The organism is Alteriqipengyuania lutimaris (assembly GCF_003363135.1).
GTDB lineage: Bacteria > Pseudomonadota > Alphaproteobacteria > Sphingomonadales > Sphingomonadaceae > Alteriqipengyuania > Alteriqipengyuania lutimaris.
In genome coordinates, this window is sequence record NZ_QRBB01000001.1 from 604,500 (window position 1) to 625,824 (window position 21,325).

21 protein-coding genes and 1 pseudogene are annotated in these 21,325 nt (G+C 67.4%); 10 read left to right on the forward strand and 12 right to left on the reverse strand.

Annotated elements, in window-relative coordinates:
* The first annotated feature begins 10 nt into the window (after positions 1-10).
* Positions 11-517, forward strand: coding sequence for an AAA family ATPase (locus tag DL238_RS02960; protein ID WP_234030935.1), 507 nt, complete (start codon positions 11-13; stop codon positions 515-517).
* Here DL238_RS02960 and DL238_RS02965 read toward each other — a convergent pair.
* Positions 512-912: pseudogene (locus tag DL238_RS02965) on the reverse strand (nuclear transport factor 2 family protein). The gene DL238_RS02960 and the pseudogene DL238_RS02965 overlap by 6 nt on opposite strands.
* Positions 909-1,604, reverse strand: a complete 696-nt coding sequence (locus DL238_RS02970; protein WP_115490894.1) for a dienelactone hydrolase family protein — start codon at positions 1,602-1,604, stop codon at positions 909-911. Before DL238_RS02970 ends, DL238_RS02965 begins: the two are co-directional and overlap by 4 nt.
* 92 nt (positions 1,605-1,696) lie before the next feature.
* Here DL238_RS02970 and DL238_RS02975 point away from each other — a divergent pair, with 92 nt between their 5' ends.
* The 6 genes from DL238_RS02975 (at position 1,697) to DL238_RS03000 (ending at position 7,587) form a co-directional block, all read left to right on the forward strand.
* A complete protein-coding gene (locus DL238_RS02975) occupies positions 1,697-1,966 on the forward strand; it encodes a DUF6489 family protein (RefSeq protein WP_115490895.1) in 270 nt (89 codons plus the stop codon).
* Complete coding sequence (gene mnmE / locus DL238_RS02980; protein ID WP_115492738.1) at positions 1,956-3,248, forward strand: tRNA uridine-5-carboxymethylaminomethyl(34) synthesis GTPase MnmE; 1,293 nt, start codon at positions 1,956-1,958, stop codon at positions 3,246-3,248. The genes DL238_RS02975 and mnmE overlap by 11 nt, the downstream gene beginning before the upstream one ends.
* Before the next feature lie 61 nt (positions 3,249-3,309).
* Entirely contained in the window at positions 3,310-5,163 is a 1,854-nt protein-coding gene (gene mnmG / locus DL238_RS02985; protein WP_115490896.1) for a tRNA uridine-5-carboxymethylaminomethyl(34) synthesis enzyme MnmG, read from the forward strand.
* Positions 5,163-5,813, forward strand: coding sequence for a 16S rRNA (guanine(527)-N(7))-methyltransferase RsmG (gene rsmG / locus DL238_RS02990; RefSeq protein ID WP_115492739.1), 651 nt, complete (start codon positions 5,163-5,165; stop codon positions 5,811-5,813). Before mnmG ends, rsmG begins: the two co-directional genes overlap by 1 nt.
* Entirely contained in the window at positions 5,810-6,589 is a 780-nt protein-coding gene (locus DL238_RS02995) for a ParA family protein (protein WP_115490897.1), read from the forward strand. The genes rsmG and DL238_RS02995 overlap by 4 nt, the downstream gene beginning before the upstream one ends.
* Positions 6,586-7,587 (forward strand): ParB/RepB/Spo0J family partition protein, encoded by a 1,002-nt coding sequence (locus tag DL238_RS03000; RefSeq protein ID WP_115490898.1) that lies wholly within the window; start codon positions 6,586-6,588, stop codon positions 7,585-7,587. Before DL238_RS02995 ends, DL238_RS03000 begins: the two co-directional genes overlap by 4 nt.
* 39 nt (positions 7,588-7,626) lie before the next feature.
* On the opposite strand, the gene DL238_RS03005 is transcribed toward DL238_RS03000, so the two are convergent.
* Complete coding sequence (locus DL238_RS03005; RefSeq protein WP_115490899.1) at positions 7,627-8,409, reverse strand: hypothetical protein; 783 nt, start codon at positions 8,407-8,409, stop codon at positions 7,627-7,629.
* Positions 8,410-8,537: 128 nt separating this feature from the next.
* Entirely contained in the window at positions 8,538-9,020 is a 483-nt protein-coding gene (locus tag DL238_RS03010; protein ID WP_115490900.1) for a GAF domain-containing protein, read from the reverse strand.
* A 97-nt stretch (positions 9,021-9,117) separates the two neighbouring features.
* Here DL238_RS03010 and DL238_RS03015 point away from each other — a divergent pair, with 97 nt between their 5' ends.
* A complete protein-coding gene (locus tag DL238_RS03015; protein ID WP_115492740.1) occupies positions 9,118-10,593 on the forward strand; it encodes a PQQ-dependent sugar dehydrogenase in 1,476 nt (491 codons plus the stop codon).
* Between the two features lie 2 nt (positions 10,594-10,595).
* Here the strand turns inward: DL238_RS03015 and DL238_RS03020 are convergent, their stop codons facing one another.
* Positions 10,596-12,338, reverse strand: coding sequence for an acyl-CoA dehydrogenase (locus DL238_RS03020; protein WP_115490901.1), 1,743 nt, complete (start codon positions 12,336-12,338; stop codon positions 10,596-10,598).
* 50 nt (positions 12,339-12,388) lie between these two features.
* Here DL238_RS03020 and DL238_RS03025 point away from each other — a divergent pair, with 50 nt between their 5' ends.
* Positions 12,389-13,369: an L-threonylcarbamoyladenylate synthase gene (locus DL238_RS03025; protein WP_115490902.1), complete on the forward strand. Its 981-nt coding sequence runs from the start codon at positions 12,389-12,391 to the stop codon at positions 13,367-13,369.
* Here DL238_RS03025 and DL238_RS03030 read toward each other — a convergent pair.
* The 7 genes from DL238_RS03030 to DL238_RS03060 all read right to left on the reverse strand — a co-directional run bounded on the left by DL238_RS03030 (position 13,348) and on the right by DL238_RS03060 (position 19,444).
* The gene (locus tag DL238_RS03030) at positions 13,348-13,677 is read right to left on the reverse strand and encodes a hypothetical protein (RefSeq protein ID WP_115490903.1); all 330 of its coding nucleotides are present in this window, start codon (positions 13,675-13,677) and stop codon (positions 13,348-13,350) included. The two genes, DL238_RS03025 and DL238_RS03030, sit on opposite strands and share 22 nt — an antisense overlap.
* 39 nt (positions 13,678-13,716) lie before the next feature.
* Positions 13,717-14,481: a head GIN domain-containing protein gene (locus tag DL238_RS03035; protein WP_115490904.1), complete on the reverse strand. Its 765-nt coding sequence runs from the start codon at positions 14,479-14,481 to the stop codon at positions 13,717-13,719.
* Between the two features lie 116 nt (positions 14,482-14,597).
* Entirely contained in the window at positions 14,598-15,131 is a 534-nt protein-coding gene (locus DL238_RS03040; protein ID WP_115490905.1) for a CarD family transcriptional regulator, read from the reverse strand.
* 207 nt (positions 15,132-15,338) lie between these two features.
* A complete protein-coding gene (locus DL238_RS03045; RefSeq protein WP_115490906.1) occupies positions 15,339-16,121 on the reverse strand; it encodes a YihY/virulence factor BrkB family protein in 783 nt (260 codons plus the stop codon).
* A gap of 23 nt (positions 16,122-16,144) precedes the next feature.
* Positions 16,145-16,483, reverse strand: coding sequence for a ferredoxin FdxA (fdxA, locus tag DL238_RS03050; protein ID WP_115490907.1), 339 nt, complete (start codon positions 16,481-16,483; stop codon positions 16,145-16,147).
* A complete protein-coding gene (locus DL238_RS03055) occupies positions 16,480-16,791 on the reverse strand; it encodes a S4 domain-containing protein (protein ID WP_115490908.1) in 312 nt (103 codons plus the stop codon). The genes fdxA and DL238_RS03055 overlap by 4 nt, the downstream gene beginning before the upstream one ends.
* Positions 16,792-16,807: 16 nt before the next feature.
* On the reverse strand, positions 16,808-19,444 hold the full coding sequence (locus tag DL238_RS03060; RefSeq protein WP_115490909.1) for a helicase-related protein: 2,637 nt from the start codon (positions 19,442-19,444) through the stop codon (positions 16,808-16,810).
* Between the two features lie 261 nt (positions 19,445-19,705).
* On the opposite strand from DL238_RS03060, the gene DL238_RS03065 reads away from it, so the two are divergent.
* Positions 19,706-21,319, forward strand: a complete 1,614-nt coding sequence (locus DL238_RS03065; RefSeq protein ID WP_115490910.1) for a M23 family metallopeptidase — start codon at positions 19,706-19,708, stop codon at positions 21,317-21,319.
* Positions 21,320-21,325: the final 6 nt, after the last annotated feature.

Sequence of the window (21,325 nt, forward strand, 5' to 3'; positions counted from 1 at the left end):
GTGCCGTGCCGTGATTACCGGGGCGCCGGGGTCGGGCAAGTCGACCCTGCTTGCCGAGGTGGCGCGGCGCGGAATTGCTACGGGGGACGAGGTCGCACGGAGGATACTCCAGGTTCCCGGTGGGATGGAAATGCGTGCGGAGCGGCCGACCGACTTCGCGCTCGCGATGCTGGAGGCGCAGCGCGCGTTGTGGGACTGCGCAGGGAAGGGCGACTTGCCGATCCTGTTCGACCGGGGCTTCCCCGATATCGTCGGCTTCCTGAGGCTGGAGGGGCTCGCTGTGTCGCCCGAGGTCGATGCGGCATGCCGCAATTACCGATACGGAGGTCCGGTCTTCCACGCTCCGCCTTGGCGCGAGATCTATCGACAGGACGACGAGCGCATCCAGACATGGGAAGAGGCGGTCGAAAGCGATTCGGCGGTGCTCGGCGCTTGGCGCGATTACGGCTACAGCCCGGTCACATTGCCCTTCGCTGACCCTGCAACCCGCGCCGATTTCGTGCTCGAGAGGCTATGAGGCGGATGCTTTCCCAAGCTGCGCCGCCATCATCTCCCAGACCTTGTTCACCGCCTTGATCGGGCGGATCATCACCTTGAAATCGGTGATTTCCCTTCGTCTGAGAAACTGATGATATCGACGCCGTTCACCGTGATATCATCCAGCACGCAGGTGAATTCGAGCATGGCGTGATTGCCCTGCACGATTTCGCGCTCGTACCGGAACTGGCCTTGGCCGAGCGTCGCGGCGGCAGCCGATAAATAGGCGACCACCAGCGCGCGACCCTCCTGAGGGGTGTGCACGACCGGCGAATGGAACACGGCATCCTCTGCCACGAGCCGCGCCAACCGCTCCGGGTCGGGAGCGGTGGCGAGGGCGTGCCATTCGGCGAGCCCCTGCTCGGCCGGTGTCATCCCAGATGCTCGGCGAAGAAGTCCATCGTGCGCTTGTCGGCGAGCTGCGCGTTCTCTTCGTCGCGGCGTTGGCCGAACTGGGTTGCGAAGCCGTGATCCATTCCCTCGTAATCATGCAGCGTCACCTTGGGGTGATCGTCGAGCCCGTCGTGCATCGCCTTTTGCGTGTCCTTGTCGACGAAGCCGTCCTCTGTCGGGATGTGCAGCATCAGCGGGTTGGCGATGGCGTCCTTCTCGCGCAGCAGCTCGTCGACGCCGACCGCGTAGTAGCCAACCGTGGCATCGGAGTCGGACCGTGCCGCAGTCATGTAGGCAAGCCGCCCGCCGAGGCAGTAGCCGACAGCGCCGACCTTCTTGCCGCTGTCCTCGCGCGCCCATTTGATGGTCGCCTCGATATCGCGCACTCCGGCGTCCTGATCGAACTTGCCCATGAGATCGAGCGCCTTCTGGAATTCGGGCTCGATATCAGGATCGAGCTCGATGCCTTCGCCCAGCTGCCAGAAGAGATCGGGGGCGACCGCGAGATAGCCGTCTTCGGCCAGCAGGTCGCACTTGCGGCGGATACCGGCGTTGACCCCGAATATCTCCTGGATCACAACGATGGCGGCACGGGGCGTGCCTTCGGGCCGGGCGACGTAGGCCATGAAGTCCTTGTCCCCGTCGAGGGTGGTGATGCGTGTCGTTTCGCTCATCGAATTGCTCCCGTCCTTGGTCGATACCGGCGCTTGCGCGCCTGCTTTGTGCGGCCCACATAGCCTTCAACAGAGGCAACGGAGAAGTCCCGATGAAGGTCCACGTGGAAATCGACTGCACGCCCGAAGAAGCCCGCGCCTTCATGGGCCTGCCCGATCTTTCCAAGGCACAGGCGGCCTATTCCGAAGGGATGGAGCGGGCGATGCGGGGCGTATCCAACCCTGACCAGCTACAGGAGCTGGCGCGGACGATGGCGCCGATGGGGCAGGCGGGGCTCAAGATGTTCCAGGCCTTCATGGAAGGCAGCACCGGGGCCGGTTCGCGTGGGAAGTCCGGAAGCGAGACGAAAACTGGCGACTGATCCGCGCGACACGATTTTCGCGCTGTCCTCCGGCTCTCCGCCTTGCGGTGTGGCCGTCATCCGCGTGTCCGGTCCGCGCGCAGGCCAGGCGCTCGAGACGCTGACGGGGTCGCTGCCCGAGCAACGGCGGGCGAGCGTGCGACAGGTTGTCGATCCGCAGGCCGGCTGGCTGGATGAGGCGCTGGTGCTCTGGATGCCGGGCCCGCGAAGCGCGACAGGTGAGGATTGTGCCGAGATCCATTGCCATGGGGGTCGCGCGGTCATTCGCGCGATCGAGGCCGCGCTTGAGCGCTCCTGCGATCTGCGCGCGGCGGAGGCGGGGGAGTTCACGCGCCGCGCTTTCCAGAACGGCCGGATGGACCTTCTCGAGGCCGAGGCGCTGGGCGACATGCTGAGCGCCGAGACCGAACTGCAGCGCGCGGTGCTGGCCCGCTCGCTGGGCGGGCATGCCTCGGCGGTCGTCGGTCGCTGGCGCGAGGCGGTCCTTGGTGCGTCCGCCGTCGTAGAACAGGAGCTCGATTTCTCGGACGAGGACGAGGAGGGCGTGGCGCCTCCTGCGGTCTGGCGGGGCGATCTGCGGGGCGTAGTTGATGAAATGCATGCGTGGCTGGCTGCTCCGTCGGCGGACAAGCTGCGCGAGGGGCTGCGGATCGTGCTCGCCGGGCCGCCCAACTCGGGCAAATCGAGCCTTTTCAATGCGATCCTCGACGAATCGGCGGCGATCGTCTCGCCGATAGCGGGCACGACGCGCGACGCGATCGAGCGGCCGATCGCGCTGGGCGGGGTGCCGTTCCTGCTGGTCGATACGGCCGGTCTGCGCGCCGACAGCGCCGATGCGATCGAGCGGATCGGCATTTCACGTGCGGAGGAAGAGCTGGCGCGCGCGGATATTGTCCTGTGGCTGGGTCCGGAAGGGGAGGGGCCGCAAGGCGCGCTCGAAGTGTCGAGCATGGTCGATCTGCCCGACGGCCCGCGCAAGAGCGATGGCGCGCTTCGGGTCTCTTCGCTGACGCGGCAGGGGCTGCACGAAATGCTCGATGCGATTGCGGAGGCGGGTCGGGACCGGCTTCCGCGACCGGGTCAGGTCGCGGTCTCGCGCCGCCAGCGAGAGCACCTCGTCGCGGCGAGCAACGCGATCGCGAGCGCCATCGAAGAGAGCGATCCGCTCTTGGCAGGCGAAATCCTGAGGCAGGCGCGACATGCGATGGACCGGATGCTGGGCAATGTCGCGACCGAGGACATGCTCGACGCGCTCTTCGGCCGCTTCTGCATCGGCAAGTAGTGTTCCACGTGGAACATCATCGCCTCTGGCAGACGTCTCCCGTCGCCCCTATAAAGACCACATGCGGCATTATCCGATCATCATCATCGGCGGCGGTCACGCCGGCGTAGAGGCAGCTTGTGTTGCCGCACGCATGGGCGTGCGCGTGGCGCTGGTGACGATGGACGCCGCGAAGATCGGTGCGATGAGCTGCAACCCGGCGATCGGAGGGCTCGGCAAGGGGCACCTCGTGCGCGAGGTCGATGCCTTCGATGGTGTGCTCGGCAGGGCCGCCGATGCGGGTGCGATCCATTACCGCATGCTCAACCGATCGAAGGGCAGCGCGGTGTGGGGCCCGCGTGTCCAGGCCGATCGCACGCTTTTCGGCGCAGCGGTGCGGGCTCAGGTGGCCGCAGAGCCGACGCTCGACGTGCTCGAAGGCGAAGTCACCGGTCTGCGGATCGAGGGCGACCGCATGCGCGGCCTAACCTTGGGCGATGGGGCCGAGATCGGGTGCGAGGCCGCCGTATTGTGCACCGGCACTTTCCTCGGCGGCATCCTCTTTCGCGGCGAAGAACGGCACGTCGGGGGCCGCTTGGGCGAGGGGTCCGCGGCGACGCTCGCCGCGCAACTACGTGAAGTCGCGCTTCCTCTTGCGCGACTCAAGACCGGCACGCCGCCGAGGCTCGACGGACGAACGATCGACTGGGCCCGGCTCGACGTGCAGCCATCGGACGCGGACGGGTGGACGATGTCGCCGCTCTCCAGAGGGCGGAGCAATCCGCAGGTGTTCTGCGCGGTGACCCGGACCAACGCGCAAAGCCACGATATCATCCGCGCCAATCTCTCGCGCTCGCCGCTCTTTTCGGGAGCGATCGGCGCCAAGGGGCCGCGCTATTGCCCCTCGATCGAGGACAAGATTCATCGCTTCGGCGACCGCGACGGCCATCAGATCTTCCTCGAGCCCGAAGGCCTCGACACGCCGCTCGTCTATCCCAACGGGATCAGCACTTCGTTGCCGGTCGACGTCCAGGAGGGTTTCCTGCGCGCCATCGAAGGCCTCGAGCAGGTGAGGGTGGCCGAGCCGGGTTATGCGGTCGAATATGATCACGTGGATCCCCGCTCGCTGGACCGCGGGTTGCAGATGCGCAACCTTCGTGGGCTCTATTGCGCGGGCCAGATCAACGGGACGACCGGTTACGAGGAAGCGGCGGCACAGGGGCTGATGGCGGGGCTCCACGCTGCGTGCGCCGTAGCCGGTCGCGATCTTCCCGCGCTCGATCGGGCGAATTCCTATATGGCGGTGATGGTCGATGATCTGACGCTGCACGGGGTGAGCGAGCCCTATCGGATGCTGACCGCGCGCGCCGAATATCGCCTCCGCCTTCGCGCCAATAATGCGAGCACCCGACTGACCCCGCTGGCGATCGCCAGCGGATGCGTTTCGGGTGAAAGGCGCGCATGGTTCGAGGCACGTGAAGCAGAGCGTGAATCGGTCGAAGGCGCGCTCGCCACCGAGCGTTCGCCATCCGAGATGCGCGCGCTGGGCTTCAGCGCGAGCGACGATGCGGGCCGACAGCCGCTGCGGGACTGGGCCCGCTTTCCAGGGTACGATTTGGGTCGGTTTGCGCAAGAAGGGCTTGTTCCACGTGAAACAGACGCCGAGTTGCGCGAAGAAATCGCCGAAGACCTCCATTATGCGCCCTATGTTGCGCGTCAGGATGCCGAATTGCGCGAACTGCGCGCGAACGAGCGGATCGGTCTCGCGCCGAACTTCCCTTTCCCCCAGGTTCCGGGACTTTCGAACGAAATGGTCGAACGGCTGACGGCGTCTCGCCCCAATAGCCTCGCACAGGCGGCGCGCGTCCCCGGTGTGACTCCGGCCGCGATAGCCGCGCTGCTGGTCTTCGCGCGCAAGCACGCCACCGCAGCATGATGATCGAGACCGAAGAGCAGGCGAGGGCGTTCGTAGCCGACCTATGCAGCAGCGACGCATTTTCCGCATTGGAGCGATTTGCTGCCGAATTGCTGATCGAGGCGGCAAAACAGAACCTCATCGCACGTTCTACCACCGATACGCTGTGGCAGCGCCATTTTGCGGATAGCGCCCAGCTTCTCGATCATGTTCCACGTGAAACGGACGGCGCCGATGCCCATCCCTGGCTCGATCTGGGCAGCGGGGCAGGCTTTCCCGGGATCGTCATGGCGATCATGCGGCCCGAAGTCCCGCATGTTCTGGTCGAATCGCGCGCACGCCGCGTCGAGTGGCTCGAGCGCATGGTGGCGCTGGCGGGGCTCAAGCAGTGCCGAGTCGTTCACTCGCGGCTGGAGAAGGTGGAGAGCTTTCCCGCGGGTGTCATAACCGCACGCGCCTTCGCTCCGCTGCCACAACTCATCAGCTTGTCCGCACGCTTTTCCACCACGGGCACCACTTGGCTCTTGCCCAAGGGGCGCTCGGCAGCGCAGGAAAGGGATGAGCTTGATTCTCCGCAGCGCGCGATGTTTCACGTGAAACAATCGGTCACGAGCCGCGACGCTGCCATTCTGGTCGGAACGGGCCGGCCCAAAACGGGGAGCCGCACATGATCCGGATTGCGATTGCCAATCAGAAGGGCGGGGTCGGCAAGACGACCACGGCGATCAATATTGCCACGGCCACGGCCGCGAGCGGCTGGCGGACGCTGCTGGTCGATATGGATCCGCAGGGAAATGCTTCGACCGGGCTCGGGATTCACAGCTTGGACCGCGACTATTCCACGTATGACCTCCTCCTCGACGAGGGAACGGTCGAGCAGTGCACGCAGAAAACGCGCATTCCCAATCTCGACGTGATGCCCGCGACGCAGGATCTCAGCGGCGCCGAAGTCGAGCTGGTGAGCGAACCCGACCGGGTCGAACGGCTGAAGCGCGGTCTGGCCGCGGCGGACGGGGCCTATGACGTGTGTTTCATCGACTGCCCGCCGTCGCTCGGCCTGTTGACACTCAACGCGCTGAGCGCGGCCAATTCGCTGCTCGTGCCGCTCCAGTGCGAATTTTTCGCGCTCGAAGGGCTCAGCCAGCTGCTCCAGACGGTCGAACGCGTGCAGCAGGGCATCAATCCCACGCTCAAGATCATCGGCGTGACGCTTACGATGTTCGATCGCCGCAACCGCCTGACCGATCAGGTGGCGGAGGACGTGCGCGAATGCCTCGGCGGGCTGGTGTTCGACACGGTCATCCCGCGCAACGTGCGCCTGTCCGAAGCGCCGAGCCACGGCCTGCCGGCGCTGATCTACGATCACTCCTGCGCCGGAAGCCAGGCCTATATCTCCCTGGCGCGCGAATTGATCGCGCGCCTCCCCGCCCAGAGGAAAGCAGCATGAGCGCAAAACCCGCAGCCGAATCGAGCGCCGTGAAAGCCGACGCAGCCCCCGATCGCAGCAAGCGCAAGCTCGGGCGCGGGCTCGGCGCCCTGCTCGGCGAGACGCAGCGCGAGGAGAGCATCGCGCCCGCGGAAGGCGGCACCACGATTATCGCTCCCACGAAGCCGGGCGATGCTGCCGGGGCTCCTACTTCGGGCCTCGCCTCGATCCCCGTGGCGCGGATCGAGCCGCTGCCCGGGCAGCCGCGCCAGTATTTTGAGGAGGATGCGCTCGAAGAGCTCGCGCAGTCGATCGCCCGGCGCGGCGTCATCCAGCCGATCATCGTTCGCCCGCTCGAGCGCAAGGGACGCTATCAACTGGTGGCGGGGGAACGTCGCTGGCGCGCGGCGCAGCGCGCCAAGCTGCACGAGATTCCCGCGATCATCCGCGACCTCGACCAGCGCGAGGTGATGGCGATCGCGCTGATCGAGAACATCCAGCGCGAGGACCTCAACCCGATCGAAGAGGCGCGGGCGTACCAGCAGCTGGCCGAGGTCGAGGACATGAGCCAGGCGGATATCGCGGCGCTCGTCGACAAGTCGCGCAGCCACGTCGCCAACCTCCAGCGCCTGCTCGCGCTGCCCGAGCCGGTGATCCGGCTGGTCGAGATCGGCAAGCTCAGCATGGGCCATGCGCGCGCGCTGATCGGGAATGATCGCGCGCAGGAACTGGCCGAGGAAGCGGTCGAGAAGAACCTGTCGGTGCGCGAGATCGAGAAGCGCGTGCGGGCCAGGCCGCCGCGCGAGGCCACGGGCTCGGCGAAGAGCGAAGTGGAAGGTGCGCCTCCGGGCACCAATGCGGATATCGAGGCGGTCGAGAAGCACCTCGAGGAGTTTCTGGGTATGTCGTTGAACATCAAGCCCGATGCGGACCCGCGCTCGGGCGCGATCACGATCCGTTACAAGACGCTCGACCAGCTGGACCTGCTTTGCCAGCGCCTCACCGGCGGAGAGATCTAGGCCTCTCCGCCCCACCGGCGGGCGGTCGCGGGTACTCCCCTACTTGGTCTTGATGTACTTGATCCGCTTGTCGCCGCGGGGCTGGACCGGACGCGGGTGCACGATGCGCTCGCGGACGACCTCGCGCTCCTCGACCTCGTAGTATTCCTCGACGATTTCTTCCCGGATTACAGGGACATAGCGCTCGGCGTGCTGGTGCTCGATCGTGACCACGACGGCGCCAACCTGGCTCGATGAATAGCCCCCGCCATAGGCATAGGCGCCGCCCTGCGCGTAGCCATAGTTGTCGCCCCGGTAGCCGTAATCGTCCCCGCCATAGGCATAGCCCCCGCCGTTGATCGCCTGGGCGGCGAGCGCCTGCTCGTAATGGGAGAGCCATTGCTTGCAGTCGCGCTTGGCGTCGTCGCGACCGGCGAGCCCGATGAGCGTGCCGATGGCAACCCCGGCGAGGCCGCCGATTCCGCCTCCGATGAGCGATCCGGCAAGCCGCGATCCGTCGTCGGCCAGCCGGTTCCCGGCATAGGCACCTGCGGCCCCGCCGATGATCCCGCCCACAACGCCGCCCGTCTCGCCGCGCCGCCGCCGGTCGCGCAGATAGACGCGGCAGTCGCGGATCCAGTCGTCGCGGTCGTAGGTCGGCGGGAGGGGCGGGAGCGTCTGCGCATATTGGGGCGGCGCATAGTGCGGCGGCGCATATTGCACGGTCGGAGCGGCATAGGCCGGGGGCGCCGTATAGGTCTGCGGCGCGCGGTAATACTGGGCTGACGCGGGCGCGGCGCTGATGCCGAGCATGGCCGCACTGGCGAGAATGATGGAACGCATGACTGGCAGACCCTTTCGAGGAGGGTCGAAGAATTCGCCCTCGCAGTGTGGTTAAGAAAGGGTTACCATTTTGGGTCCCGTCGCGGAGCAGGGTCGCAAGGCCCTGTCCCGCGCTGGGGCAGGGGGCGTCAGATGCGCCCGGCGATCCGCGCCGCCATTGCCTCGATCCCGCGCGCATCCGCATCGCCGAAGCGCGCCTTGTTGGGGCTGTCGAGATCGATCACCGCGATCACCCGGCCGTCGCGTATCACCGGCACGACCAGTTCCGAAGCGCTCGCCGAATCGCAGGCGATGTGGCCGGGGAAGGCGTGGACGTCCTCGACCAGCTGCGTCTCGCCGCTCTGCGCCGCGGTGCCGCAGACGCCCTGGCCCAGCGGGATGCGGATGCAGGCCGGATTGCCGATGAACGGGCCGAGCACAAGTTCGCCGTCTACCATCCGGTAGAATCCCGCCCAGTTGAGATCGGGCACGAAGCTCCAGATCAGCGCGGCAAGGTTGGCCATGTTGGCCACGCCGTCGCTCTCGCCGTCGGTCAGCGCGTCGGCGGCATTGGCAAGCTCGCGGTAGCGTTCTTCGTCGCTGGTATCGGCGGGGAGGGTGAAATCGAACATCGGGAAACTCCTGGGGCGGACACGGGGGACGGGGGCGGTGGATGCCAGGAATGGTTTGGCGATTGCCGCCCGGGCGATCGCCGCCTATTTCGGGTGCATGAAGATCCTTCGCAACATCGGCATCGCAATTCTCGTCATCCTCGTGCTGGCGGCGATCATCATCGCCCTGCTGCTGCGCGGCAGCCGCGCCGAGCTGACGGTGGACGAGGTCTCGGGCACCGATCCGACGCTGGTCGAGCCCGATGAGGAATGGTTTCCCACGATCAACGTGGCCGAGCCGGTGGGCTGGGCCGAGGGTGAGACGCCAGACGCGGCCGAGGGGCTGGAAGTCGTCCGCTTCGCCGAAGGGCTCGATCATCCGCGCATCCTCTATCGCCTGCCCAATGGCGATATCCTGGTCACGCTGACCAACAGCCCCCCGCGCGAGACCGGCGGGATCGAGGGCTTCATCATGAAGACCCTGATGGGCCGCGCGGGCGCGGGCGTGCCTTCGCCCGACGCCCTCGTCCTGCTGCGCGACAGCGACGGCGACGGGCGCGCCGATATCCGCCGGGTGCTGCGCGAGGACGGCCTCGATTCGCCCTCGGGCCTCGCCTACGCCGACGGCACGCTCTACGTCGCCAATCACAATGCCCTGCTGGCCTTCGATTACGAGCTGGGATCGCCCAACCTGACGGGCGAGCCGCGCAAGCTGATGGACCTGCCGGGCGGCGGCAATCACTGGATGCGCAACATCATCCTCTCGCCCGATGGCGAGCGGATCTATGTCGCGGTCGGTTCGGCGAGCAATATCGGCGAGAACGGCATGGAGGCCGAGGAAGGCCGCGCCGCGATCTGGGAATATGATCTTGCCGACGGTTCGCAGCGGATCTGGGCGACCGGCCTGCGCAATCCCAACGGGCTGGCGTGGAACCCGATGTCCGACGAATTGTGGACCACGGTGAACGAGCGCGACATGCTCGGCGGGGATCTGGTGCCCGATTACCTGACCAACGTGCCGATCGGCGCGAATTACGGCTGGCCGTGGGTCTATTACAAGAACACGCTCGACATGCGGGTCGAGGCGCCGATGCCCAATTTCCTGACCGAATATGCGCGCTACCCCGAATACGCGCTGGGCCCGCACGTCGCGGCGCTGGGCCTCGCCTTCAGCCGCGAAGGACACCGGTTGGGCGACGATTACGCGCGCGGGGCCTTCATCGCGCGGCACGGTTCGTGGAACCGCAAGCCGCCTTCGGGCTACGACGTCGTCTTCGTCCGCTTCGACGCGCGGGGCAATCCGCTCGGCAAGCCCGTGCCCGTGCTGCGCAGCTTCCTGAATGGCGACGGCGAGACGCGCGGGCGCCCGACCTGGGTCGAATGGACCGATCGGGGCGGCCTGCTGGTGAGCGACGATACCGCGGGGATCATCTGGCACGTGATCGATCCCGATGCGCAGCCTGCCGACGCGATCGAGCAGATCGAGGGCGAGCGGCTCGAAGCGCAGACCGAGCTGCGGGGCGACCCCCGCGACGCCTTCACCGACGAATTCGCGCGCGAGTTCAACCCGCTAGGCAATACCTCCGGCGAATAGTCTCAGGCGCCCAGCACGGCCCCGTCGAGTTCGTAGAGCAGCGCCGCACCGGCGGTGGCCGATGCCTTGAGGCCGGTCGCCTCGGGCACGATGTGGTCGAGGAAAAAGCGCGTCGTCACGCGCTTGGCATGCTTGCGATCGCTATCCGCCGCATCGTCCAGCGCTTCGACCTGCTTGAGCAGCGTCCAGCCCGACACGGCGACCGCGCACATGGTGGTGAAGGGCACGCTGCCCGCGAGCCGGTCGTCGAGCGAGGCATCCTCGCGCATCCACTTGGCGATGGCCGCGCATTCGCCTGCGAGCGCCTTCAGCTGTGGCTCGTCCGCCGCATCGCGCGCGATATCGGCGAACAGCGCCTGCAGCACCTCGCCATTCTCGAGCCCGAGCTTGCGCGTCACGAGGTCGGCGGCCTGGATGCCGTTGGTCCCTTCGTAGATCGGTGCGATCCGCGCATCGCGATAATGCTGCGCTGCGCCGGTCTCTTCGACGAAGCCCATGCCGCCATGGACCTGGATGCCGAGCGAGGCGACCTCGATCCCCGTATCGGTCGCCCAAGCCTTCAGCATCGGCACGAGGACCTCGGCGCGCGCCTTGGCGGCAGCATCGCCGATATCGCTGCGGTCGACCTGCCCGGCGGTGTAATAGAGCAGCCCGCGCATCGCCTCGGTCAGGCTGCGCATGCGCAGCAGCATGCGGCGCACGTCGGGGTGTTCGCTGATCGCCACCGGCGTGCGGTCCTCCGCACCGGCGCGGGCGGACTGCACGCGGTCCATCGCGTAGGCCAGCGCGCCCTGCGTCGCGCGCTCGGCGATCTGCACCCCCTGCGAGCCGACATTGATGCGGGCGTTGTTCATCATCGTGAACATCGCGGCGAGGCCGCGGTTCTCCGCCCCCACCAGCTCGCCGATGCATTCGTCATTGTCGCCGTAGGACATCACGCAGGTAGGCGAGGCGTTGATGCCGAGCTTGTGTTCGAGGCTGACGCAGCGAAGATCGTTGCGCGCGCCCAGCGATCCGTCGTCCTTGAGGTGATACTTGGGCACCACGAACAGCGAGATGCCCCGGCTGCCCTCGGCCGCTCCCGGCAGGCGCGCCAGGACGAGGTGGACGATGTTCTCGGCCAGCTCGTGCTCGCCCCAAGTGATGTAGATCTTCTGGCCCTTGATGCGGTATTTGCCCGCGTGTTCGCCATCCTCGATTTTCTCGGCCGTGGTGCGCAGCGCGCCGACATCGCTGCCTGCCTGCGGCTCGGTCAGGTTCATCGTGCCCGACCATTTCCCGCTGATCAGATCGGGCAGATAGCGGTTCTTCTGATCCTCGCTGCCATGTGCCTCGAGCGCTTCGATCGCCCCGACCGACAGCATCGGCAGCAGGTTGAAGGCGTAGTTCGCGGTGCCGAGATTTTCGAGCACGTTGCACGCCAGCGTGAAGGGCAGGCCCTGTCCGCCATGCTCGGCCGTTCCGGCGATGGCGTTCCACCCCTGCTCGACATAGGCCTGGTACGCCTCCTCGAACCCGTCGGGCAGGCGGACCACGCCGTTTTCGAGCTTGGCGCCCTCGAGGTCGCCCTTGCGGTTGAGCGGAGCCCATTCGCCCGCCGCGAACTGCCCGACACCCTCGACGATCGCTTCGACGAGGTCCGGTTCGGCGGCGGCGAAATGCTCGTGCTGCGCGAGCTCGGCGATGCCGGCATTGGCACGAATGGCGAGCAGCTGGTCTTGCGTGGCGGGCTTGTAGGGGGTCACTTCGGGGGCATCCTCTTGGCTTTGTTGCCCCCCGGATATAGCGCGCGGGGATGGACCGCAAATACGTTACGGAAACGGTATTGGCCGACGAGGCCGGAATCGCGCGGGCGGCGGATATCCTGCGCGACGGCGGCCTCGTCGCCGTGCCGACCGAGACGGTGTACGGCCTCGCGGCGCGCGCGGACAGCGAGGAAGCGGTCGCGCGCATCTTCGCGGCCAAGGGCCGGCCGAGCTTCAATCCGCTGATCGTCCATGTGCGCGACGAAGCGCAGGCGGCGCACTACGCGCAGTGGGACGATGCGGCCAGGGTTGCGGTGGCGACGACGTGGCCCGGTCCTCTGACGCTGGTCGTGCCGCGCAGGCCCGATGCAGGCTTGGCGTCAGCCGTGACGGCAGGACTGCCCACGGTCGCGCTGCGCTGTCCGGCGCACCCGGTGATGCAGGAATTGCTGGGCCGCGTCGATTTCCCCCTAGCTGCGCCGTCGGCCAATCGCAGCGGCTTCATCAGCCCTACCTCGGCGCAGCACGTCTTGACGTCACTCGACGGGCGGATCGACATGGTGCTCGATGGCGGGGTGACGCAGGCGGGGGTGGAATCGACCATACTTGCGATTCGCGGCGACGGATCGTGGGAAGAGCTGCGCGCCGGCCCCGTCGATCTCGATGCGCTTCACCGCCAGCATCGCGATGCCGACATGCCGGGCCGAACGGGTCGAGCGACGCTCGAAGCCCCCGGCCAACTGGCGAGTCACTATTCACCCGGCAAACCGATGCGGCTTGGCGTCACCGATCCTCACGCCGACGAATTCATGATCGGCTTCGGGGCAGTGGAGGGTGACGTCACGCTGTCGGCTGGCGGCGACCTGACGGAGGCTGCGAGCAACCTCTACGCGTGCCTGCATCTTGCAGCCGTGTTCGGCAAGCCGCGCATCGCGGTCGCGCCGGTGCCCGAGGAGCGCGTCGGGCGCGCGATCAACGACCGGCTGCGCCGCGCCGCGACGCCGCCCGGTCAGTCGTCTTCGGGTTCGTAAGGGACCGTCGGCAAGAGGCGCTGGATTTCCGCGTAGGTCTCGCGCGCCTCGTCGCAGGCCTTGCGGTCGCCATCCTCGCAATCCTCGCGCTGGTCGCGATAGCGGCGCTCCAGCTTGCCGAGCTGTTCCTCGCGCCGCCGGATCTCGCGCCCGCGATTCTCGTCCGCCTCGCTCTGGCTGGTGGTCGCGAGGTCGACCGCCTTGCTGCCGGCCTTGACCGGCAGAGTGGCCACATCCCAGGCCGCCTTGGCGAGGCAGCCCTGAAGGGCGAAAGCGGCGAGCAGGGCGAGCGGGACGATCGGTTTCATACCCGCTATCTATGCCCTGCCGCGCCGTTGGCGGGAAGCCTATTCCTCGGCCTGCGCGCCGGCCTGCTGGCTACGCGAGGCCCGCGCGGTGCAGCGCACCTCGCCCGAACCCATCGAACTGACATCGCAACGGGCATTGCCGATCACCTCGACATCGCCCGATCCCATTATGCTCGCATCGACCGTCCCGTCCGAGGAGAAGACCGCATCGCCGGAACCCGCGATGGCGATATCCGCATTGCCGACCTCGACCTCGCGCATGTCGAGATCGCCCGAGCCCGCGATCGACAGGTCGAGCGTTTCGACGCGGCCCGCGGCGGTGAGCGAACCCGATCCCGCGACGCTGATGTCGAGCACGTCGGCGTCGATCCGCGCGATCCGCGATTCGCCCGAACCGGCGATCGAAATGTCTACATTGCCCCCGGTGCCGAGCCGGTCGAGCCCGATCTCGCCCGATCCCGCGAGCGAGAGCCTGGTCGGCGTGGGCATGGTCACGCGGATGGTCGCGACGCCCTTCTGACGCCAGCTGCCCTCGCGACCGATGCCGAGCGTATCGTCGTCGAGATCGAAGCGCAGCGTCTCGGTAACGTCGCGGTCGCCTTCGACATCGATGGCCAGCGTCTCGCCCGATGTCACGATGACGCGGTCGGGGCCGGTGAGCGAAATGCCGGTCGGCGTGGCGCCTTCGTAATCGAGTTCGGCGAGCGGAACGCCGCTGCTGCCCGAGCTGATGTTGAAGTCCGCATTGCAGGCCGACAAAAGTGTCGCGGCCGCAGCGATCGCAAGTCCTGACCAGAATTTCATGACAGTCTCCACCCTTTGGCTGTGTTAAGGCTCTAATACACGATGCGGAGCGGCCAAAGCAAGAGGGCCGCCCCTCGCGGGACGGCCCTCGTCGAATACCGTCGGCAGCCCGTCGATCAGGCTTCTTCGGTGTTCTCGTAATATTGCGGTGCGTGTTCGCGCAGGACCGAGAGGATCTTTTCCAGCGCAGCCGGCTCGTCGGTCTTTTCCATCGCGGCCAGCTCGCGCGCGAGGCGGCTGGAGGCCGCTTCGAAGATCTGCCGTTCGGAATAGGACTGTTCGGGCTGGTCGTCGGGGCGGAACAGGTCGCGCGTCACTTCGGCGATGCTGACGAGATCGCCCGAGTTGATCTTCGCTTCGTATTCCTGCGCGCGGCGGCTCCACATGGTCCGCTTGACCTTGGGCTTGCCCTTGAGGGTCTCCATCGCTTCCTTCAGCGTCTTGTCGCTGGAAAGCTTGCGCATGCCGATCGATTCGACCTTGTTGACCGGTACGCGGAGCGTCATCCGCTCTTTTTCGAAGCGCAGGACGTAGAGATCGAGCTTCATGCCTGCGATCTCTTCGCTCTGCAGTTCGACCACGCGGCCGACGCCGTGCTTGGGATAGACGACATAATCGCCGACATCGAAGGCGAGTGCCTTGGCTGCCATGAAAATTCCTTTCAAACGAAGGCGGGGGTGTGCATCGAAGGCACTAAAAGACCGGCCGCCCCGGAGGGGCGAAGGTCAAGTTGCGTCGTGATGCGGGGGGGACCTGCCTTTCAACTTCCATCGACCGCCACGACCGAAATCACGGCGGAGCGCGCTATATAGCATCTTCCGGCGATTATTGCGAGTCGCTGAAACAAATCGGGCCGATCAGTCCGCTTCCATCCTCGCCTGTACGAATTCGCCGCCCAGCATCAGCAGGAAGGCGCTGAGGTAGAACCAGGTCAGCAGGACGACGACCGCGCCCAGCGAGCCGTAAGTGGCGTTGTAGCTGGCGATATTCGCGACATAGCTGCCGAACAGCGCGGTCGCCCCGACCCACACGAAGCTGAACAGCGCGGCGCCCGGCAGGACGGCGCTCCATGGCGGATCCGGGCGATTCGGTGCGACGCGGTAGAGAAACCCCGCGCCCAGCATTCCAACCACGAACATGAGCGCGAAACTGGCGACCGGTGCCGCCGCACCGGGCAGCGCCGTCGCGAGCGAGATTGCGGTCCCTGCGATCGCGAGCGCGAACACGGCCCCCACGGTGATCGCAACCGCGATCGCGTTGCTTTTCAGGAAGCCGCGATCTTCCTCGGCATTGAAGACCACATTGAGCCCTCCGATGACCGAACGCGCGGCGTTGCGCGCCCCGAAGAGTGCCACCGCCAGCGCGATGAGCAGGCCCAGTCCCTTGGCATCGTCGTTCGCCTCGGTCACCGATTGCAGCTGGTCGCCGATCAGCGAAGCCGCGCTCTCGGGCAAGCCGCGGCCCAGCGCGGCGACGTCGCGCGCAACCACGTCAGGCGTCGCCACCAGGCCGTAGAGCAGCACGCTCACCGCCAGCAGCGGCACCATCGCGAGAAAAGCGTAGTAGGATACTCCGGCGGCAACGAGGCCCGCATTGTCCTGCGAGGCGCCCTGCCAGGTCCGTTTGAGCAGTTTCAGCATAACTCCCCTTCCAGGGAGTCGACTCAGTCCCCTTCGCCGGGTTCCTCGCTGAAGAACTTCTCGAACTTGCCCTCTTCGTCCTTATGCTCGTCCGCGTCGGCGGGCGGATCCTTCTTTTGCGTGATATTGGGCCACTCGTTGGAGAATTTCGTGTTGATTTCCAACCACTTCTCCAGCCCGTCCTCGGTGTCGGGAAGGATCGCCTCGGCCGGGCACTCGGGTTCGCACACGCCGCAGTCGATGCATTCGCTCGGATTGATCACCAGCATGTTCTCGCCCTCGTAGAAGCAGTCGACCGGGCAGACCTCGACGCAGTCGGTATACTTGCATTTGATACAGGCGTCGGTGACGACATAAGTCATGGGCGGGTTCCTTGGGCGCCGTTTGTTTCTGGCGGTGCTGCTAGTGGGTCGGAGCCTTGCCGGTCAAGCAGACTGTAACAGCTAAGTGCCTCGCATGGCGGGCCGCGACGCTCCGGCAGGCTCTCGATCCGGATCACGACGACGCCCTGTCCGCGCGGAATGGTGAGCACGTCGCCCGGCGCCACGGCGCGCGCCACACGCTCGACCCGCTGGCCGTTGAGCCGCAGATATCCGCTTTCGACGAGGCGACGGGCGGCGCTGCGCGTGCGCACGAAGCGCAGCCGGCACAACGCCAGGTCGAGCCTCATCGGGCGGGTACCCGCATCAGCCGAGCATGTCCTTCAGCGCGGCAAAGGCATTCTCGGGGCGCGGCTCGGCAGGCTTGCCGGACTGCGGGCGATTCTCCTTGGGACCGCGCCCCTTGCCCTGCGGCTTGCCCTTGCCGCGGGACGGGTTGCGCGGCTGGCCGCCGTTCTTGGCCTGATGCGGTTTGCCGCCACGCCTATCCTGCTGCCGCCCATCGCCGCCGCCCTTGCGCGAGGGCAGCCAGCGCCAGCGATCGGGTATTGCGGGGCCATGCGCGCCTTCGGCCAGCGGCCTGCCTTCGACGAAGCGGAACCCCGCCGCGCCCAGCAGGCGCTTGATGCTGTCGGGGGTGAGGCCGGTCGAAACCGCCAGCGCGGGGTCGAGCACGAAGGGCGCGCCGCGCCCGCGTGTGCTCGCCCTGCTGCCGGCGCGCGCCTCGTGCGCCTGCTTGAACAGCTTTTCGGCGATGTCGACCCGCACGAGCTGCTCGCCCGCCGGGCGATACCCGGCCGGAAGCGGCCTGGTCGCGGGGATGACCGACCGCATCGTCTCGTCCACCGGACGGCTGTCGATGCCCGCCTGCTTCAGCGCGAGGCGCGGAGCGGGCTTGAGCAGCGCGGGCGCGAAGATGTCGAGCGCGCCGAACACCACCCCGACCTTGCGCAGGAAGGGGCGCGCTTCCTTGGGCAGGTTTTCGATTCCCGCGCTCTCACGCGTCACGATCCCGTGCCCGTCGAGCAGGTTGAGCAGCAGCGCGCGCGCCCACGATGTCGCATCCTCGCTCTTCGAGGCCAGTTGCAGCTTGCGGTAGGGCTCGAGCGGGGCGAGCAACTCCTTCACCTTTGCCTCGATCGCGGCGAGGAAGGCCTCGCGCGCGCCGTCGGGCAGGCGGTCGAGCTCGCGCGCGGGCTGGAGCCGCGGCTCGGCCGGATCGACCGGATGGTCGAGCCGCGCGATCTCCTGCGTCCCCCACATCACCCGGCCCGCTTCGAGCGTGACGCCTTCGAGCCCGCTCTCGCGCAGCTTTTCCGCCTGTGCCGCGAGGATTCGCGGCAGCGCCTTTTCGCCGGCGGAGAGCAGCATCTTGCGGTCGCCCGCCGCCGCATGCGGATCGATCGCGAAGCGGAATCCCTCCAGCTTGCCGATCGCCTGGTCCTCGACCAGCAGCGTGCCGTCATCCTCGAGGCTAATCGGGAGGAGGGCAGGGTCGTTGCCAAGATGCTTCATCAGTACGGAGGTCCTTCGATTCACGAACCGCTCGGTCAGGCGCGCATGGAGCGCATCGGACAGGCGGGCTTCGACCGCGCGGGCACGCGCCGCCATTTCGTCGCGCGCGAGCACCCAGTCGGGCCGCTGGCAAATATAGGCCCAGGATCGGATCGCGGCTATCCGCCCCTGCAGCACGGCGATATCGCCGCGCACCGTGTCGAGTTCGGCGATCCGCGCGGCGACGTAATCCGCCCCGATATAGCCGCCTTGCAAATCCTGCCACAAGCGCGTGACGAAGCGGGCATGGGTATCGACGCCCGACGCGCGGAAATCGGGGAGCGAGCAGACTTCCCAGAAACGCCGGACATTGGCGTGCCCGCGAATCGAATCGGTGAAGGGCTGCTCGGCCAGCTTGCGCAGCACGGCAAGGTCGATCGCCTCGGGCGCCGGGGCGAGCTCATGCTCGCCGGGCTTCGCGCTCAGGTCCGCGATCAGCGTGCCGAGCGAATCGAAGCGCGGTTCGGCCTCGCGCCAGTAGAGCCTGGTGAGCGGCTGGAAGCGATGTTCCTCGATCGCGTAGATCTCTTCGTCGGTGAATTCGGCGTGCTGCCCGCCCATCCCGACCAGCGCGCCGAAGCTGCCGTCGCTGTGGTGCCGCCCCGCGCGGCCCGCGATCTGCGCCATCTCGGCGGGCATCAGCCGCCGCCGCTTGACGCCGTCGAACTTGGCGAGGCTGGCGAAGGCGACATGGGTGACGTCGAGGTTGAGGCCCATGCCGATAGCGTCAGTGGCGACGATGTAGTCGACCTCGCCGTTCTGGAACAGTTCGACCTGCTTGTTGCGTGTTTCGGGGCTCAGCGCGCCCATCACCACCGCCGCCCCGCCGCGATGACGCCGCAGCATCTCCGCGATGGCGTAAACCTGCTCGGACGAAAACGCGACGACGGCGCTGCGCTTGGGCAGGCGCGAAAGCTTGCGCGCGCCGGCATGGGTGAGGGTGGAGAAACGCGGCCGCTCGGTCATCTCGACATGCGGGATCAGCGACCTGATCACCGGCGCGGCGGTAGCCGAGCCGAGCAGCATGGTCTCCTCCCGGCCGCGCGCATTGAGCAAGCGGTCGGTGAAGACATGCCCGCGCTCGCGGTCCGCGGCGAGCTGCACTTCGTCGACCGCGACGAAGGCGTGCCCGCCGCCGTCATGCGGCATCGCCTCGACCGTGCACAGCGAATAGCGGGCATCCGGAGGCTCGATCCGCTCCTCGCCGGTGATCAGCGCGACCGCCTTCTCGCCCTTGATCGCCACCACCCGATCGTAGACCTCGCGTGCCAGCAATCGCAGCGGGAAGCCGATCGTGCCGCTCGAATGGCCGCACATCCGCTCGATCGCCAGATGCGTCTTGCCGGTGTTCGTGGGGCCGAGGACGGCTTTGATGGCGGAAGCGGACATCGCGCCCCTGCATGTGGCAAGCCTGCGCGCATGTCGCAAGCGTGGTGCCCGTGAGCGCCCTTGGCCGGTTCGGCGCGGATAGCGCCCGGATCGTCGCGCATCCGTGGGATCACGGAAGCAGGATTAAATGCCGATTAAGAATGCGATGGCACAAGGCCCGCTCACCCGATATGCGCCGCCACTTCGACTGACTGGAGTATCGCGGCTGCGCCAGACTATCGGAGACGGGATCTGACCTACGCCGACCAGGCGGATGCGGACGTGCCGGAGACGCACGACGCAGCCGCTACAGACGATAACAGCGAGACCGCTGGCCCGCAGGAGCCTCGCGCGGTGCCGGCCAAGGAATCGCCGAGCCTTGGCGCGCGCCTGGCCACGCTGTCGCGAGCGGGGCGGAGCCGGCTGCGCGCGGGGGTCGCCCGGCTCGAACAGGTCGATCTGGCCCCCGATCTTGCACAGAATATCGGCAGCCCGCGCTGGTTTCGCGGCGCGGCCACGTTCCTCTCGCTCTCCGCCGTCGCGCTGGCCTTCTGGCCCGACTTCTCGCCGGTCGAGGCGGCACCCGCCGTGCGGCTGGACCAGATGGCGCGCGACGAGTTTCGCAGCCAGACGATCATGCCGCTGGCGCTGGGCGGCGATACCGGCGCGCGCATGGCGCCCACCGCGCTGGTCCGCCCGCTGGCCGACGCGCCCGAACGCCCGCAGCTCGACATGACCGCCACCTTCGGCCGCAGCGACAGTCTGGCCAGCATTCTGGCACGCCAGGGCGTGGGCCAGGCCGACGCAACGCGCGCGGAGCAGCTGGTCGCGCAGGCGATTTCGCTCGACGAGATCGAGCCGGGCACGCAGCTGGACATGACGCTCGGCCGCCGCACCGCGCCGGGGGAACCGCGCCCGCTCGACGAAATGCGCTTCCGCGCGCGGTTCGATCTGTCGCTGGCGGTGGCACGGGGAGACGACGGCAATCTCGCGCTGATCCGCGAACCGATCGAAGTCGACGAGACGCCGCTGCGGCTGCGGGGAACCGTCGACGGCAGCGTCTATCGCTCCGCCCGCGCGGCGGGCGCTCCGGCCAGCGCGATCCAGGCCTACCTCAAGGCGGTCGGCGATCACGAGGATCTCGACAGGGCGCTCCAGCCCGGCGACACTTTCGACATGATCGTCTCCTACCGCCGCGCCGCGACGGGCGAGCGGCAGGCGGGCCGCCTGCTCTACGCGGGGGTCGAACGCGAGGGCGAGCCGACCATCCAGCTGATGCGCTGGGGCAAGGACGACCAGTTCTTCGAAGCATCGGGCGTGGGCGAGCAGCGATCGGGCCTGCTGGCACCGGTGCCCGGCTCGATCGGCTCGCGCTACGGCGTGCGCCGCCACCCGATCCTGCGCTACAAGCGGATGCACGCGGGCGTCGACTATCGTGCGCGCCACGGCACGCCGATCGTCGCACCGACCGATGGCCGCGTGACGAGCGCGGGGCGTGCGGGCGGCTGCGGCAATGCCGTGCGCCTGTCGCACGAAGGCGGCCTCGGCACGCGCTTCTGCCACATGAGCCGGATGGCCGTGTCGCGCGGTCAGTATGTCCAGCGCGGGCAGATCATCGGCTATGTCGGCTCGACCGGCCTGTCGACCGGACCGCACCTGCATTACGAGATGTATCGCGGCGGCCGTCATGTCGATCCGCTGTCGGTCCGCTACGTCACCCGCGCACAGCTGAGCGGGGAAGATCTGCGCCGCTTCCGCTCGACGCTCGAGGCGCTGAAGACGGTCGACGCGGGCGCCGCACTCGAAGACATGCGGCCGACCAGGCCGGTGGCCGAACAGCCGCTGCGCGAGATCGACCGGATCGCGCTGGTCGCACGACACAAAAGCGGCGGCTGACAGCGC